This window comes from Streptomyces sp. NPDC056224, assembly GCF_042267665.1.
Lineage (GTDB): Bacteria > Actinomycetota > Actinomycetes > Streptomycetales > Streptomycetaceae > Streptomyces.
Genome location: NZ_JBHJTK010000034.1, coordinates 50,203 through 65,724, shown reverse-complemented (window position 1 = coordinate 65,724; position 15,522 = coordinate 50,203). Strand labels below are relative to the sequence as shown.

11 protein-coding genes and 1 pseudogene are annotated in these 15,522 nt (G+C 73.0%); 3 read left to right on the top strand and 9 right to left on the bottom strand.

What is annotated here, in order from left to right; genetic code table 11:
- Positions 1-184, bottom strand: a pseudogene (locus tag ACFCZ1_RS29235) (hypothetical protein); the annotation flags it as partial.
- Between the two features lie 604 nt (positions 185-788).
- On the opposite strand from ACFCZ1_RS29235, the gene ACFCZ1_RS29230 reads away from it, so the two are divergent.
- The 3 genes from ACFCZ1_RS29230 to ACFCZ1_RS29220 all read left to right on the top strand — a co-directional run bounded on the left by ACFCZ1_RS29230 (position 789) and on the right by ACFCZ1_RS29220 (position 6,421).
- Positions 789-2,477: an SWIM zinc finger domain-containing protein gene (locus tag ACFCZ1_RS29230; RefSeq protein ID WP_376681273.1), complete on the top strand. Its 1,689-nt coding sequence runs from the start codon at positions 789-791 to the stop codon at positions 2,475-2,477.
- 162 nt (positions 2,478-2,639) lie between these two features.
- Complete coding sequence (locus ACFCZ1_RS29225; protein WP_376681272.1) at positions 2,640-4,850, top strand: DUF4139 domain-containing protein; 2,211 nt, start codon at positions 2,640-2,642, stop codon at positions 4,848-4,850.
- An 8-nt stretch (positions 4,851-4,858) separates the two neighbouring features.
- On the top strand, positions 4,859-6,421 hold the full coding sequence (locus ACFCZ1_RS29220) for a mucoidy inhibitor MuiA family protein (protein WP_376681271.1): 1,563 nt from the start codon (positions 4,859-4,861) through the stop codon (positions 6,419-6,421).
- Between the two features lie 80 nt (positions 6,422-6,501).
- On the opposite strand, the gene ACFCZ1_RS29215 is transcribed toward ACFCZ1_RS29220, so the two are convergent.
- The 8 genes from ACFCZ1_RS29215 to ACFCZ1_RS29180 form a co-directional block, all read right to left on the bottom strand.
- The gene (locus ACFCZ1_RS29215; RefSeq protein ID WP_376681270.1) at positions 6,502-7,740 is read right to left on the bottom strand and encodes a tannase/feruloyl esterase family alpha/beta hydrolase; all 1,239 of its coding nucleotides are present in this window, start codon (positions 7,738-7,740) and stop codon (positions 6,502-6,504) included.
- A gap of 729 nt (positions 7,741-8,469) precedes the next feature.
- The gene (locus ACFCZ1_RS29210; protein WP_376681269.1) at positions 8,470-9,060 is read right to left on the bottom strand and encodes an RICIN domain-containing protein; all 591 of its coding nucleotides are present in this window, start codon (positions 9,058-9,060) and stop codon (positions 8,470-8,472) included.
- A 168-nt stretch (positions 9,061-9,228) separates the two neighbouring features.
- Positions 9,229-12,093, bottom strand: a complete 2,865-nt coding sequence (locus tag ACFCZ1_RS29205) for an AAA family ATPase (RefSeq protein WP_376681268.1) — start codon at positions 12,091-12,093, stop codon at positions 9,229-9,231.
- A gap of 452 nt (positions 12,094-12,545) precedes the next feature.
- A complete protein-coding gene (locus ACFCZ1_RS29200) occupies positions 12,546-13,124 on the bottom strand; it encodes a hypothetical protein (protein ID WP_376681267.1) in 579 nt (192 codons plus the stop codon).
- A gap of 17 nt (positions 13,125-13,141) precedes the next feature.
- On the bottom strand, positions 13,142-14,056 hold the full coding sequence (gene htpX, locus ACFCZ1_RS29195) for a zinc metalloprotease HtpX (RefSeq protein ID WP_376681283.1): 915 nt from the start codon (positions 14,054-14,056) through the stop codon (positions 13,142-13,144).
- A gap of 5 nt (positions 14,057-14,061) precedes the next feature.
- Positions 14,062-14,340, bottom strand: coding sequence for a hypothetical protein (locus ACFCZ1_RS29190; protein WP_376681266.1), 279 nt, complete (start codon positions 14,338-14,340; stop codon positions 14,062-14,064).
- Entirely contained in the window at positions 14,337-15,140 is an 804-nt protein-coding gene (locus ACFCZ1_RS29185) for a PspA/IM30 family protein (protein WP_376681265.1), read from the bottom strand. Before ACFCZ1_RS29185 ends, ACFCZ1_RS29190 begins: the two co-directional genes overlap by 4 nt.
- On the bottom strand, positions 15,137-15,484 hold the full coding sequence (locus ACFCZ1_RS29180; RefSeq protein ID WP_376681264.1) for a hypothetical protein: 348 nt from the start codon (positions 15,482-15,484) through the stop codon (positions 15,137-15,139). Before ACFCZ1_RS29180 ends, ACFCZ1_RS29185 begins: the two co-directional genes overlap by 4 nt.
- Between the last annotated feature and the right edge of the window lie 38 nt (positions 15,485-15,522).

Below are 15,522 nucleotides of genomic sequence, written 5' to 3'. Positions count from 1 at the left end.
ACAGAACACAACTCCCCGACGGACCATTCACCGTCACCGTCGTCGCCTGACCGTTGTCCAGATTCGTCACCTTCAACTTCGTCCCCACCGGAAACGTCCCACTACTCGCCGCCGGCGCACCCCCCTCACCCGACAACGTCACCGTCGACCCCGGACACACGACGTCGGGGGCGGCCGCATTGCCGGTCGCCATCGTGGCGACGAACCCTCCGGTCACCAGTGCTCCCGCGACGACAGAGAGCACGATCTTCTTCTTGGAACTCATGGTCCGCTTCCGGGACATTGACACTCCTCGATCCGATGGACGCTGGCCCCCCTCTCCTTCATACGGGCCGGCGTCACGAGCGGGTGAAGTCTTGTCACCGCCTTACAAATCCGTCCTCGGGGAGGTTCCGGGCGCTGCACGGCATGCCACGGCGGCCCGAGGCTCATACTCAAAGAAGCAGGTCACAACCCCAACGCCCGTAGGGACGACGTGCGTGTGCGGCGCTCACACCGATGGACTTGAACGACGCACGGCCGAGGAGATCACAGGCAGCCTTAAGGTTCGGTTGATCTGCCCTTAACCAGCCCACGGCAAAGGCCGGCGAGGCCCGTAGGCATCAGAGCACGCCGCCATGTCCTCCCCGGGCCCGGTGGCGTCAGCGGCCCGGCCCGGCCCGGCTGGGGGCAACCCGGCCCGCCTGGGGGCGCTTCCCGGCACGCAAGGATACGGAGGACTCCGCCCGGGAGTTGGCGCTTGCCGTGATCGTCTACCGCCGGAAATGCCGTCCGGTTGAATGAATGCCATGACGCACGCTCTGGGTTTCACCGAGGAAGACCTGCGCCGGCTGGCAGGGGCACGCTCCTTCGAGCGCGGCCTGGGTTATCTGGCCGCGGTGTCGCGGCTGGAGGTCGGAGACGAGACGATCACCGCGACCGTGGACGGCAGCGACACCTACGAGGTGGAGCTCACCGAGGACGAGGACGGCCGGCTGAGCGGATGGTGCGACTGCCCGTACGGGCAAGAGGGCAACTTCTGCAAGCACTGCGTGGCGGTGGGCCTGTGCGTACTGGGGCAGGCCGAATCGGTGCCGCGCCAGCGGTCGGCCGCCGCCGCGCGAACCCGGCTGCTGGATGACTGGCTGGAGTCCCGCACGCGCGAGGAACTGACCGCCCTGGTGAGGGAACAGCTCGCCGGCGACCGTGGCCTGCGCCGCCGCCTGGAGTTGCGCGCGGCCGCGTCCGGGGAGGACACCGGCATCGTCCGGGAGCGCGTCCTGAGCCTGCTCGACACCCGCCCCTTCGCCCGGTACGGCTACGTCGAGTACGCCGACGCCCGCGCGTACGGGCAGCAGGCGGCGGAGGCGGTCACCGCCCTGCGGGCGCTGACGGCGAGCGGCCGGTCCGCCGACGCGGTGGAGGTGGCCCGCGAGGCGCTCAAGGTCTTGGGCCGCACGTACGGGGAGATCGACGACTCGGACGGCCTGATCGGGGACGTCGTCGCCGGCCTGGCCGAGACCCACCTGGAAGCCTGCCTGACCGCCCGCCCAGACCCGGTGGAGACCGCCGAGTGGCTGGTGCACCACCTGCTGGACGAACGGAACGAAGCCACGGACATCGATCTCTTCGACTACCGGGAGGCGCTGGGTGAACCGGGCATGGTCCGGGCGCGCGACATGGTGGTGGCCGCCTGGCGGGCGAACCCGAAGGGGTGGGCGGAGAAGTGCCTCATGGAGCGCATGCTGAAGACGGATGGTGGCAGCGTCGACGCGCTGGTCGCCGTCCACGCTGCGGACCTCGCTCCGAACGGCCGCACCCACCTGGTGATCGCCAGGGAGCTGGAGGCGGCGGGCCGCGCGGTCGAGGCCCTGGAATGGGCCGAGCGCGGGCTGCGGGAGGCCGAGTCCGACCGGGACCCGGACAACGAGCTGGTCACCTTCGTCTGCGAACGGTACGCGCGGGCCGACCGCCGGACCGACGTGGTCACGATCCGCCGGGAGTCGCTGCGGACCCGTCCCTCGCTGGCCGCCTACCGGCATCTCCGTACGGCGGCCCGTGCGACCGGGACCTGGGAGGGAACCGAGCGCGCGGCCGCCCTGAAGGTGCTGGAGGCGGCGGACGAGTCCCGGACGGGCCGCCGGTACGGCGGCTCGGTGCTGGTCGACGCGCTCATGGACGACGCCGACCTCAAGGCCGCGTGGCAGGCCGCCGCCGATGGGTACGCCGACCAGCAGCAGTGGCTGACCCTGGCCGACCGGATCCGCGACGACCGACCGGCCGACGCGCTGACCGTCTACCTGCGCTGGATCGAGCCACTGCGCGAGCAGACCGGTGACAGCACGTACGAACGCATGGCGGAACTGCTGCTCAGCGCCCGAGCCTGCCACCGCCGGCTGGGCACCGAGTCCGAGTTCGCCTCGTACGTGGCCGCCTTGCGCACCGACCAGAAGCGCAAGCGGAAGCTGATGGCGACGCTCGACCGGCACGGCCTTTGACTGCGAGCCGGCCCGGCAACACGAAGGGGTCGAATGGCGGACGTCTCCGGAGGGAGCGCGTGCCCCGACCGTACGACGGTCACGGACACCGGACCTCGACGCGATGCACCGGCCGCTCGGGCGTAGGCTTCGCCTGCACGGACGCGGCGGGGGGCGGAGCACATGACGGCAGACACGGCACAGCGGTGGGGGTCGACGCTCGATTCGGTCGTGGTGTACGCGCAGGGTGCGGTCTGTCGGCGCCTGGCCCGGGGCAGCGTGCCGCCTGACGGCCGGGTGCGCGTGACGGGCCTGCCCCGCCCGCTGGACCCGGGCTCGCTGCGGGCCCGTGTCCTGGGCGCCCGCGGGGTGCGCGTCACTCAGGCCCGGGTGGAAGTCGAGGCCGAACCGCTCGGCCCGGGCACGTCCGACGAGTTGCGGCGCGATGTCGAGCGGCTGCGCGACGAGTGTTCGGCGGCGCAGGAACGCCGGGACCGACAGCTGAGCCTGATCGAGGAGGTCAGGGCCCTGCGACCGGTCCCGCCCGCCCGCAGGCGCGAGGACCCGCACCGCCGCACCCCGGTGGACGCGTGGCTGGAGCTCGCCGACTTCGTCGACGAGCGGCTGACCGGCCTGCACGCCCGCCTCGTCGTGCTGGAGGAGGCACTGCGCAGAATCGAACACGAGCTCGCCATCGCCGCCGACAGGCTCGCCCGCGCCTCCACCGACGCACCGTCAGCGCACGTGGACACCACGGTCTGCGCGGTCCTGACCCTCGACTGCACCGGCACCGATGACACGGATGCGGGGCGGGATGTGGGGGTGGAGGTGGAGGTGGAGCTGGAGTACGCCGTGCCGGGCGCCGTCTGGGTGCCGGCCTATCGCCTCACTCACCGTCAGGGCGACGGCAGCGGCCGTCTGGTGCTGCGCGCCTCGATCGCCCAGCGGACCGGCGAGGACTGGACCGGCGTGCGCATCGCCCTGGCCACCGCCGACCTCCAGCGCCGCACCGACCTGCCGAAGCTCCACTCGATCCGGATCGGACGCCGTCAGCCCGCCCCCACGCCCTCCGGCTGGCGCGAGCCTCCGGCGGGGCTCGCCGACCTGTTCGCGGGCTACGAGGCGGCAGGCCCCCGTCCTGGCACGACCGCCGCACCTGCGGTCGTCGGGACCGGCGCCGCTCCGGTGGCAACCGCGTCCGGCGCCGCGGCCGGTCCCGTTCCGCCACCGCCGCCTCCCCCACCGGTGCCTCTCCCACCGGTGCCTCTCCCAGCGTCGGCACCGCAGGGTTACGGCGGTCCACCGTCCGCGGTCCCGGTACCCGGCGGCACGGAAGGCCTCTCCCGGGAAGCCTTCGGCGGCGGGATGCCCCACCCCGTGCCGTCGGCCCGTGCCCAACCGGCCGGCAGGCCGCGTACCGGAGGCAGGTCCTTCGCAGGGGCTCCCGCTCCCCTGTCCCCCGCGGCCCCCGCGGCCCCCGCGGCCCCCGCGGCCCCCGCGGCCCCCGCGGCCCCCGGCCAGGCTGCCCCGCCGCCCCCTCCGGCACCGATGGCCGGTCCGCCGCAGCCGAGCGGCGCCGAGCTCGACTATGCCGCCCTCGTCCTGTGCGGCCCCGACGAGCAGGGGGGTCGCCGAGGCCGGCTGTTCCCCGCCTCTCCCTTCGACCCGGTGACGGCCGAGTGCCGCCGCCGCGCCGAAGCAGTGGCCGCGCTGCCGCTGCCCGGACACGCCGTGCGGCCACGCGAGTCGGCGGGTTCCTTCGACCACCGCTTCGACGCCGCCGCCCGCGTCGACATTCCGTCGGACGGCACCTGGCACACCGTCACCGTCACCGAGGTCCCGGTCGGCCTGCGCACCGAGTACCTCTGCGTGCCGTCCGTGGAGCAGACCGTGTACGCGACGTTGATGCTCTCGAACGCCACCGACCAGGCACTACTGGCCGGCCCGGTGGAGGTCATCGTCGACGACGACTTCCTGCTCACCACTGCACTGCCCACGCTCGCCCCCGGCGGCGTCCGCCGGGTCGGACTCGGACCGGCCGAGGCCGTCCGGGTCACCCGGCGTACGAACCTGCACGAGTCGACGTCGGGCCTGCGCAACAACACCACCGTGCTCGACCACCGCGTCCACGTGGAACTGGCCAACCGCCTCGCGAGGCCCGTCACCGTCGAGGTCCACGAGCGGGTCCCGGTCACCTCCGAAACGGACGTCCGGATCGAGGAACGGGCCGACTGGACGGCACCCGAGGTCGGCGCGGGGCCCGATCGCCATGCCCCGGGCACCCGCATCTGGCGGCTGGACCTGCCCGCAGGTGCCACTGCCGCCCTCGACGGCGGCTACGAGATCCGCATCCCGACCGGCAAGGCCCTGGCCGGCGGCAACCGCAGGAGCTGACACACGCCATGTCCACGGCCCCGAAGCCGATCGCCCTTCCCGTCACAGCCGTCACGTGCCTTGAGGACCGCGCCCATGTCGAGCGGGCGCTCGTGCTCGATCTCGAGGCGGGGGTCCAACGGCTGCGTCTCGGGCCGGTCAGTGCGCTGGCCGTCGACCGGACCCTCCATGCCGAGCTGACCGCCGATCACGCGGCGACCGTGCTCGACGTGCGGATCGTCCGCAGCTGGACGCCGCGCGGACCGCTGCCGGCGGCCGCCGACGAATCCGCCCTGCGCCACCGCGTACACGCCCTCGAAGAGGAGCGGCTGGATCTGGGGCGGCGACGCGACCGCCTGCACACCCGCCTCGACCTCATCGGCCGGCTCGCCGCGGATCTGCTGCGGGACATCGGCGAAGGCGCCGGTTTCGGGGAGACCGAACGGCCCCGCTGGGCCCGCGAACTGGACCGGGTGGACGAGGAACGCGATACGTACGGCGAGCAACTCCGCACCGTGGAGGCCCGGCTGGCCGCACTGGCCGTCGAACTCGGGCAGTGTCAGCGGGCCATGCACCTCTCGGAGGAGGCGCCCGCCGAGCTCGTGGGCCATGTCGAGCTGACGCTGGACGCTGCGGTCGCCGGGCCGGTCGAACTGCGCCTGAGCCACCTCGTGCCGTGTGCGCTGTGGCGGCCCGCCTACCGGGCCGTGCTCGACGGGGACGCTCTGACCCTGGAGACCGACGCGATCGTCTGGCAGCGCACCGGGGAGGACTGGTCCGACGTACGGCTGACGTTGTCGACCGCCCGCTCGGCGCTGGCCACCGATCCGCCACGACTGGGCGAGGACCGGCTGACGCTCAAGGACCGTTCCGCAGCGGAGCGCCGCACGGTCGACGTCGAGCTGCGCGAGGAGGAGATCGGGGCCCTCGGCCCGGCATCCGTGCTCGGCCTGCCGGGGGTGGACGACGGTGGCGAGGCGCGCGTGCTGAGCGCCCCCGCGCCGGTCTCCGTGCCGGCAGACGGCCGCGCCCACCGAGTGCCGCTCTCCGTCCTCACCACGGCCGCCACCAGCGAGTACGCCTGCTCGCCGGAGGTTTCACCGCTGGTCACCCAGATCGTGCGGTTCGACAACCGGTCCGGCCACGCACTGCTCGCGGGTCCCGTGGACCTGGTCCGCGGCAGCGGCTTCAGCGGGCGCGGCACGCTGGACTTCACCGCCCCCGGCGCCCCCGGCGAGCTCGCCTTCGGCAGCTGCGATGACCTCGGGGTGGTCCGGCGCGCCGAGGAGTCCCGCGATTCCGCCGGAATCGTGCAGCGGACCGTGGTCACCCGCACGGTCCGGCTGCACCTGTCCCGGTTCTCCGCGCCCGGGGACCGCGGAGACCGGGCGGTCGTCCTCCGGGAGCGGATCCCGGTCTCCGAGGTCTCGGCCGTGGAGGTACGCCTGCGGAAGGACGCCTGCTCCCCGGCGCCCGACGCGGTCGACGCCGAGGGCATCGCCCGCTGGGACGTCCTCCTCCCGCCCGGTGGCAACCGCACGGTCAGCCTGGTCTACGAGGTATCGGCGAGCGCCAAGGTCGCCGGGCTCTGATCCGAGCGGAACAGGACACGGGTTCACCCGTGCCCCGCAACAGTCCGTCGCGGCGGGCACGGCACGGTCCGCCGTCAGACCTATGAAGCGGCGAGCGGGCAGCTCGTCAGAAGGTCTTCGGGGCTGGTGGAGGCAGGGCGGGGCACCGTGTGGCCGGCCGGCGGCCGCACCCCGCGTGCGGTCCAGTCCTCCAGGGCCGTGAAGGCGGCCCGGTGGCACGGGAGGAGGGGCCGGAGCTTGTCGGGAAAGGCGTCGAACAGCGAGTCGACGTGCGTTCCTCCTTCGACCCTGTAGTAGCGGAAGAGGTGGCCGCGGCCGGCGTCGCCGACCATGCGGGCGTAGACGTCGGAGTCCTGGCTGATGGGCAGCAGCACGTCGAGGGTTCCGTGCACCGTGATCAGAGGCTTGCCGATCCGGCCGCTGAGAGCGATCTTGGAGACCGCGTCGCGCACGCCGGCCGGCCGGGAGCGGTAGTCGTAGTCGGCGTCGCAGGCGGGACTGCCCGGTGCGCAGAAGGGATGACCGGCCTCCAGCGTGCCGTCGTAGCCGGGGTCGAGTTCCTCGCGGTAGATGCGCTGGGTCAGATCCCAGTAGTACTGGTGGTGGAAGGGCCACAGGAATTCCGAGCCGGCCGGGAAGCCTGCGGCGGTCATCTGCTGGTGGGCGCGCTCGGCCCCCTGGCCGCCCCCCGCGTAGGCGGGGTAGGCCGCGAGGGCGGGCGGCAGGAAGGTGAGCAGGTTCGGCCCCTCCTCGCGCCAGAGGGTGCCTTCCCAGTCGACACCGCCGTCGTAGAGTTCCGGATGGTTCTCCAGCTGCCAGCGGACCAGGTATCCGCCGTTGGACATGCCGGTGGCCAGCGTGCGTGCGGGAGGCCGCGCGTAGCGTTGTGTGACCACGGCTCGGGCGGCGCGGGTGAGCTGGGTGACCCGGGTGTTCCATTCGGCGATCGCGTCGCCGGGTGCCCGGCCGTCACGGTAGAAGGCGGCCCCGGTGTTGCCCTTGTCGGTCGAGGCGAACGCGTACCCGCGGGCCAGGACCCAGTCTCCGATGGCCCGGTCGTTGGCGTACTGCTCGCGGACGCCCGGGGAACCGGCGACGACCAGGCCGCCGTTCCACCGGTCGGGCAGGCGGATCACGAATTGGGCGTCGTGCTGCCAGCCGCGGTTGGTGTTGGTCGTCGAGCCGTCCGGAAAGTATCCGTCGATCTGGATGCCGGGGACGCCGCTCGGCACGGAGAGCCCGGCCGGGGTCAGGCCCGCCCAGTCGGCCGGGTCGGTGTGTCCGGAAGCGACGGTCCCTGCCGTGGTGAGCTCGGCCAAGCAGGCTTTGTCCTGACGTTCGGCACCCGGCACCCTGAGCCACGAGAGCGTCGCGCAATGGGCCGACACGCCTTCACCGGCACGGCCGCGGTCCTGGGCGGCCGCCGGGACTGCGGCGAGGGTCACGAGCGCCGCGGCCGCGGCGACGGCCCGCCGTAGCCTGGCGATGTGGGGCACTCTGCGCGGCCGTTGCGGCGGTGGTGCCGTTCTGGGCACGGGGAACACGGATACCTCCGGTGGAGTGGCGTCAGCGGGCAAGGCGGGACGCTATGGCTCACCGCGCCGCCCTGGGCAGGGGTAGGGCCCCCACAGCCCCGGACTGGACAGTGGGGCTGTGCACCACACCACACTCGGGGGGCGCTCTCGCCCCCGTCTCCGCCATCCGTGTCTTCTGCGCCCTGCACGAGTGGCCGGGGCCCCGCCGACCCTGCGAACGACCGGCGTAGACCAGCGCCCGGGACGTGGGACAGGCACGGACGCCGAAGCCCCGGACCTTCCGGTCCGAGGCTTCCTCCAGCGCGGCCGCACCCTCGACGTCTTCCGGCCCGACGTAGGCGGCGTCTGCGATCGCTGACGGCCACCCAGCCTCCTTGCCGGTCGACGCCTCCTCGTTGTCCGACGCCCTCGCCGCCGCTTGCCCGCGGTCCTGCCCTCCCCTGCCGGGCAGGCGGGGCAGCAGGCCGGGCCCTGCCGTCAATGGCACCTGGCCCACGCCACCTCGTCACAGCACTAGACGCACTCCCATACGGCCGCCTGCGTGCCGGTCGCGGTGCTGGCACCGGGCATGTCCAGGCACATCCAGGTGGGGGCACCGCTCGGAGTGGTACCGCTGATCCAGTAGCCGGGGTTGCCGTCGATGCCGTCCGTGTCCCACCACTTCTGGTTCAGGCCGCCGCTGCAGTCCCACTGAATGATCCTGGCGCCTTTGCGCGCCGAACCCCCGGAGATGTCGAGGCACTTGCCGGAGTTGGCGTTGCGCAGCTGGATGAAGTTTCCGCCGTCGGTGACCTCCGACTTCCACGACTGCTCGCTCGCGGTGCCGCATTCGGCCTGCACCACGGGGGCCCCGTTGTCGTTCGAGGCGCCCTTCACCTTCAGACACATGCCGCTGTGGACGTTGGCGATCTCGTAGCGGCTGCCGCGCTTGCGCAGCTGCCACAGCTCGTTGGGGGCCAGCATGGCCTTGAGGTCCGAGGCGGTCTGCGCAGTGGGAACGGGTGCGGGGCGGGCCGCGGCGGCGGTCGCGGGGAGGGTCGTCCCCGCGACCGCGATCAGGGCGAGCAGGGCCGAACCGGCGGACGTGCGCATCGTGAAGATCATGCTCAGTACCTTTCGTGCCACGGCCCCGTCGCGGGTGCGAAGGCGCCGGTCGGATGAGGTGGCGCCGGTCCGTGGGGGCCGGACCGGCGCGGTGCCCACTGTGTCCGGCGGCGGTGCCCGCGCACATCGTGGAAGACCACGAACACGGCGCTCCTCTCGTTCTCGTGGTCAGTCCGGCAGCCCTCCCCCGGCGGCGTCCGATTCGGCCAGGCCGGCCGTGAGCTGGGTGCGGCGGGTCACCTTGAGTTTCCGGTAGGCGCTGGTGAGATGGGACTCCACCGTGCGCCGGGTCAGGTGGAGCGCCTCGCCGATCTGCGCGTTCGTGTGCCCCAGGGCGGCGAGGTCGACGACCCGCCGTTCCGCTGCGGTCAGTGCGCCCGGGCCGGTCCGGGCCCGTGTCGTGGTGCGGGCGTTCGCGGCGCGCAGCGCTGCCCGCGTAGCCCGCAGGAGCCGGCCGGCCTGTGGTGCCGCCCCGCCGGGGGCGCCGTCGCCCGGGCCCTGCCCGAGGCGGTCGTCGGGGCCGTCACCGGCTCCCGTGGGGGACAGCAGGCGGACCGCCTCGGCCTCGGCGGCGCGCAGATCGTCCCGGCCCCTGCGGCCGAGCCCTGCCCCGATGCGTGCTCGGCCGAGGTCGATCAGGGTCTCGATGCGTTCCACCGGTGCGGGCGCTCCCTCCAGCAGGGCGGCCGCCTCGACGAGCGAGTCCAGGCCCCGTCGGCCACCGACGGCCGCGGCGTGTGCCCGCAGCGCCCTGCCGACCGTACGAGGGGTTCCCCAGCGGCGGGCGTGGTGCAGTTCCTCCTCCGCCAGCTCTCGGGCCGCAGCGGCCCGGCCGAGGCGGGCCAGAGCGAGGGCCGCGCCGGAGCGCCACGGTGTTGCCACGGGGCTGACGAAGTCGCGAGCGCTCTGGCCGGTGCCGCAGGCGAGGTAGTCGTCGAGGGCGGCCTGCCAGCGTCCTTCGGCGCTGTGGAGCAGGGCGCGTGCGTAGCGCAGTTCGTTCCATTCCCAGGAAGTGTCCGCGGTGGTCGCGTCGGGTGTGGACAGGAGCTGCCAGGCCTGGTCGCGCTGCCCGAGTTCGTACCGGGCGAGCGCCACCATCGAGACCAGGTGGGGCGCGCGGATGCCGCGTCCGGTGCAGGTGTGCGCCAGGAGGGTGTTCTCGGCGATGACCCGCCGGAAGTCACCAGCCCAGAGCGCGGCTTCCGCCCGGGCGCTCAGCAGGCATTGCAGGCCCACGTCGGTCAGGTCCGGCGGTGCGGGCGGTACGGGCAGTCCCTGCTCGGCAAGGGTCCGCGCGTCCTGCAGCTGGTCCGCCCACTGCAGCAGGGTGGCGGCGCTGCCCATCCAGGCGGTGCGCAGCAGCGGGTGGATGGGTGCCGCGGCGAGCCGGGGCCGGATCCGGTCGATGACCTCGGCCGCGGAGAGGAGCCCGGCACCGGTCTCGTACTCGGTGATCAGACCGCAGACCAGCGGTTCGACGGTGGCCGGGGCCGTGGGAACGAGGGCGCGCAGGCCTGCTACGGCATTGCGCCAGGCGACCGCGTCGTGCGAGGAGATGAGGGCGGTGACGGCCCGCAGGATGTGCACCAGCTCGTCGTCGTCCGTGCCGCTGCTCGCGCGGTGCAGGACGCTCAGCGCACTGTCCGTACGGCCGCTGGCGGCGAGGGCCGCGCCGAGGGCGGGTGCGGCAGCGGCGCGCTCGTGGCGGTCGGGATGCAGGTCGAGGCCCGCGCGGAGCCTGCGGATGCCCGCCTCCGCGCTGTGCGGGAACTCCAGTGCTCCCAAGCGCAGGGTGAGGGCGGCGTGCCGGTGCTGGGCCAGTGGCGGCTGCGCGCGCAGGGCGTGGCGCAGCAGACCGGCGGCTTCTTCGATGCGTCCGGCCCGCACGGCCTCCTCGGCCGCGTCCTCGAGGCAGCGGGCCATCCATGCCTCGCACGGGCGGTCCAGGTGCAGCAGCCGGGCGGCGACTGCCGCTGCGGGAGCGCCGCGGTCGTGGAGGAGCCGGGCGGCATGAGTGTGCAGGGCGGCCAGTTCGGCGGGGTCGGCGGCCTCCAGTACGGCTTCCAGGGCGAGCGGGTGGGAGAGCAGCCGGGCCAGCCGCGGACCACCCGGCGCGGCCGCGTGACGGGCGGGACACAACTCCAGTGCCTCCTGGAGCAGGGCGGAACCGGTGGCGGGGGAAAACCGGGCGGTGGCGGCGAGGGCGAGGCCCATGTGGCGGGATTCGTCGTCGGCACGGTGTCGGATCCAGCGCGCGAGCGCGTCGCGGTAGCGGGTGAACGGGGCGCCGCCGGGGTCCGGGTCGCGTCGGGGCCGAGCAGCCCTTGGGCCAGGAGCGTCGGACAGGGAAGCGAGGGCAGCGGCGCCGGTGGAGTCGGCGAGGTCGGCGAGGTCGGCGAGGAGCGCGTGTACGAGGGCCGGGTTGCCACCGGTCGCGTCCCGGCAGATCGCACGCCACTCGGGGGCCAGCCCGCGATCGCGCGCGAGCCGTGTGACGGCGCCCGGCCCGAGCGGGGGAAGCGGGAGGCACGCGCCCGTGGTCCGGGGCAGCCAGGTGACGTCGGCGTGCTCGCGGCATTCGGTGGCCAGCAGGAGGACCGGAAGCCGGGCGATCCGGCGCGCCAGGTATCCGGTCCAGCGGCGTGACACCGGGTCCGCGCAGTGCAGGTCGTCGACGGCCAGCAGCACGGGACGGGCCGCGGCGGTCCGGGAGAGCTGGTCCAGCAGCCGGTGGAAGACCTGTTGCTCCTGCTCGGCGGCGAGGTCGCCGAAGGGAATGCCGTCGGCGGTCGGGAAGACCTGCCGTAGGAGGGCGAAGGGGAAGGCCGTCTCCTCGGGTGCGCAGCGCGCCGACAGCACCCGTACGCCGTCGTCGGCGCTCGCCCGGCGGACGGCGGCGTCGAGCAGGGCGGTGCGGCCCCGGCCGGGCGGTGCGGCCAGCATCAGCCAACTGCCCCTCCCGGAGCGAGCCCGGGCCAGGGCGGCGGCCGTGGCTCCGAGCAGGTCGTCGCGTTCGACCAGTACGTGCGTCACTTCCGCCCTCCCACACTGCTGCCGACGGCTGCGTGCCGCCCGTGACGGCCCGGGTGGGCGCCCGTAGGAATCATGAAGGGACGGAGCGCGAGAAGTGGGGTGATCTTCGGTCAGATTTGCCTGAAAGAGCATCAGTCGGGCCATACCAGCCAAATCGGCAGCGGATTGACCGGATCCGAATCCGCGAGAGCGAAGAACAGAGTGTCGCTCCCGCCGCCTCCCCTGCCGGTACCACCCGTGAGCGAGCGCGGCGGGGCGGCCGCGCTCGACACGCTTGCCGGTTGTATCCGCTGCCGGTCCGTCAGCGACGGCCCACGGAAGGCAGGTTCACCCGCAAGGGGCGCACGATTCACCGGCGAAACGCCACTGCGAACCCGCCGTGAGATGAGACGGGTACGGCGCGGCACGGCGACGCCTCAGAAGGCGACGGCGTCTCGGACGAGCCGGCCCTCTCACAGGCCGGGGGCTCCCCACAGCGGGAACCATCGGCTCAACTCCTGCTCGATGCGCAGGTCGTCTTTGATCACGGCCTTGACCTGGAGCTCCAGGGGGTTGTCGCGTTTGTGACCGGGCAGCGGGGCGAAGGGGTAGAAGGTGCCGCGCTTGTAGAGGTAGACCAGGGCGAGGGAACGCAGCTCGGCGTCGTGGAAGGAGACAAGGGAGCACAGGAGCTGCGGGCCGAAGCCGCTGTCCTGCAACGCGGTGTTGACCGCGTGCAGGTCCCCCACCAGCGCGGGCAGGTCGTCGGGGGCGCGGTGGGAGAGCAGCCATGAGTAGCCGTAACCGTCACGGCTGAACTCCACCGGTGCGCCGGTGCGTTCGGAGTCCACGTCGAGCAGGGCCCGTACCTCTTGCTGTACCTGGGTGAAGGCGCCGCCCTCGATGGAGGCGAAACAGACCGAGCCCGCTCCGGTCGGGGTGAAGCCGATGGCTGCCTGGAGGGTGATGGCCGCCGAGGGCAGGCCGAAGAGCTGGTCCAGGTCGGGTCTGACCGGCTTGGACCGCCCGAGCAGCGTGTCCCAGAAACCCACGGGGCCTCAGCTCCCTCTCACGGTGTCTCACCGCCCGGTCCGCCCAGCTCCGCGGCGAGTTCGGCGAGGGCCTCGAGCCGGCGTTCGAGGCTGGGGTGGGTGGAGAACAGGTTGGCCACCACCGTGCCGGGGCCGAGGGCGGGGGTGAAGAAGAACGCGTTGAACGCCTGCGCGGTGCGCAGGTCCTCCGTCGGGATGCGGGCGATGTCCCCGGTGACCTTGGTCAGGGCCGAGGCCAGGGCGGACGGCTTGCCCGTGAGCATGGCTCCGGCGCGGTCGGCGGCCAGTTCGCGGTAGCGGGACAGCGCCCGGATGAGCAGGAAGCTGAGCGCGTAGACGAGGGCCGAGACGGCCATGACGAGGACGAGAAGGACGGCGGTGTTCTGGTCGCGTCCGCGTCCGCCGAACAGCTGGGAGTAGAACGCGAAGCGGACGATGAGTCCGGCGATCACGCCCAGGAAGGAGGCGATGGTGATCACCGCGACGTCCCGGTGCGCGACGTGGGAGAGCTCGTGCGCGAGGACGCCTTCGAGTTCTTCGGTGGTCAGGCGGCGCTGGAGCCCGGTGGTGACGCACACCACGGCGTGGTCGGCGTTGCGTCCGGTCGCGAACGCGTTGGGCAGGTCCATGCGTGAGACGGCGACCCGGGGCTTGGGCATGTCGGCCGTCGCGCACAGCCGGTCGATGACCCCGTGCAGCTCGGGCTGCTCCTCGGGCGTGACGAGCTGCCCGCGCATGGCGTACAGGGCGATCCGGTCCGAGTACCAGAACTGCGCGCCGAGCAGGGCGGCGGCGATGACGACGACCAGGACGGTTGACTTCAACAGCACGATCAGCGCGGCGATGAACGCCACGTACACCAGCCCCAGCAGGAACATCGTGACCGCCATGCGGGCGGTCAGCTGCCGGTCGGGCTCGAAACGGCTGCGCACTGCCATCACCCCGGGATCAGGCCCTCGTCGGACAGCAGCTCGCGCACCTGGGCGAGGCTGGTGTCCGCATCGGGCAGTACCAGGTCGGACGGCGTGATCGCCTCGTCCGGCAGCGGTGTGCCCAGCGTGCGCACGGCGTCCAGCAGGGCCGACAGCGCGGCCGTGAACGCCGCTTCGACGCCCGCGTCCGCAGCCCGCTGCAGGGCGGTGTCCAGCTCGTTGAGCGGAACCAGGTGCGCTTCGGCGATCTCGTACTGGCCCTCGCCGAGAATCCGCATGATCATGATGTCACCTCCGGGTCCGCCGGCCCCTTCGACCGTTCCGGCGCCTCCACCGCCTCCACCGCCTCCCCCGCCTCCACCGCCGCCGGCGTGGAGGCGGCAGGCAGCTCGGCCTTCATCCGGGCCAGCTCCCTCTCCACGTCCTGGCCCGCGGACATGCGCTCGAGCTCGGCCTGGATGTCGTCCCGCCCGGCAGGCACGGTGGCGTCCTCCAACGCCCCGGAGGCCATCAGCTCGTCGAGCGCTCCGGCGCGGGCCTGCATCTGCTCGGTCTTGTCCTGGGCCCGCTGCATGGCCAGCCCGACGTCGCCCAGCTCCTCGCCGATGCCGGTGACCGCCTCGGTGATCCGGGTCTGGGCCTCGGCCGCGGTGTAGGTGGCTTTGATCGTCTCCTTGCGGGTACGGAAGGCGTCCACCTTTGCCTGAAGGCGCTGTGCGGCGAGGGTCAGCTTCTCCTCCTGCTCCCGCAGGGACACCAGCTGGTCCTCCAGGTCGGTGATCTGCGAGGCGACGGCCGTACGGCGGGTCAGGGCCTCGCGGGCCAGGTCCTCCCGGTCGGCCGCCAGAGCCTGCTCGGCCTGAGCCTGGAGCTTGTCCTTGGACTGCTGGAGCTGGTTGACCTGGAGTTCGACGCGTTTGCGGCTGGTCGCGACATCGGCCACCCCGCGCCGTACCCGTTGCAGCATCCCCAGCTGCTGTTCGTAGGAGTAGTCCAGGACTTCACGCGGATCCTCGGCCCGGTCCAGGGCCTTGTTCGCCTTGACCCGGAACAAGGCGGTGATGCGGGCGGTGATGCCGGTCATGACGACCGCCTCCTCAGGCCCGGCGCATCCTGGGTGACTGGCGGCCCGCCCACGTCCCTTCGGCGTACGGGAGTGAATGCATCGCGGGTCACGGTGCACCGCGCTGGTTCCATTCTCCGGGCACGGCCCCCGACCGGCAGGTCGTGCACTCCGGTGGGGTCGTGGCCGCCGCGGCCTCGGGACTCGTGCGTGCCGCGCATCGTGAAGAACATCGTCAGCGGGCAGGCGGCGACGAGCGCGAGCCAGGCGAGGCTCCCCAGCGGGACGCCGAGGGCCAGGGCACCGACCAACGCGATCACGGCGGCGATGGCGTACAGGACGTGGTTTCGGTTGGTGCTCACCATGGCTCCTCCTTCTGGACCGCCACTGCCGACAGGGCGGA

What these genes read in the sequence shown, in the direction of transcription:
- ACFCZ1_RS29220 (WP_376681271.1), top strand. Translation starts at nt 4,859, where the DNA reads ATGTCCACGGCCCCGAAGCCGATCGCCCTTCCCGTCACAGCCGTCACG.
- ACFCZ1_RS29225 (WP_376681272.1), top strand. Translation starts at nt 2,640, where the DNA reads ATGACGGCAGACACGGCACAGCGGTGGGGGTCGACGCTCGATTCGGTC.
- ACFCZ1_RS29185 (WP_376681265.1), bottom strand. Translation starts at nt 15,140, where the DNA reads ATGACCGGCATCACCGCCCGCATCACCGCCTTGTTCCGGGTCAAGGCG.
- ACFCZ1_RS29230 (WP_376681273.1), top strand. Translation starts at nt 789, where the DNA reads ATGACGCACGCTCTGGGTTTCACCGAGGAAGACCTGCGCCGGCTGGCA.
- ACFCZ1_RS29190 (WP_376681266.1), bottom strand. Translation starts at nt 14,340, where the DNA reads ATGATCATGCGGATTCTCGGCGAGGGCCAGTACGAGATCGCCGAAGCG.
- ACFCZ1_RS29180 (WP_376681264.1), bottom strand. Translation starts at nt 15,484, where the DNA reads ATGGTGAGCACCAACCGAAACCACGTCCTGTACGCCATCGCCGCCGTG.
- ACFCZ1_RS29210 (WP_376681269.1), bottom strand. Translation starts at nt 9,060, where the DNA reads ATGATCTTCACGATGCGCACGTCCGCCGGTTCGGCCCTGCTCGCCCTG.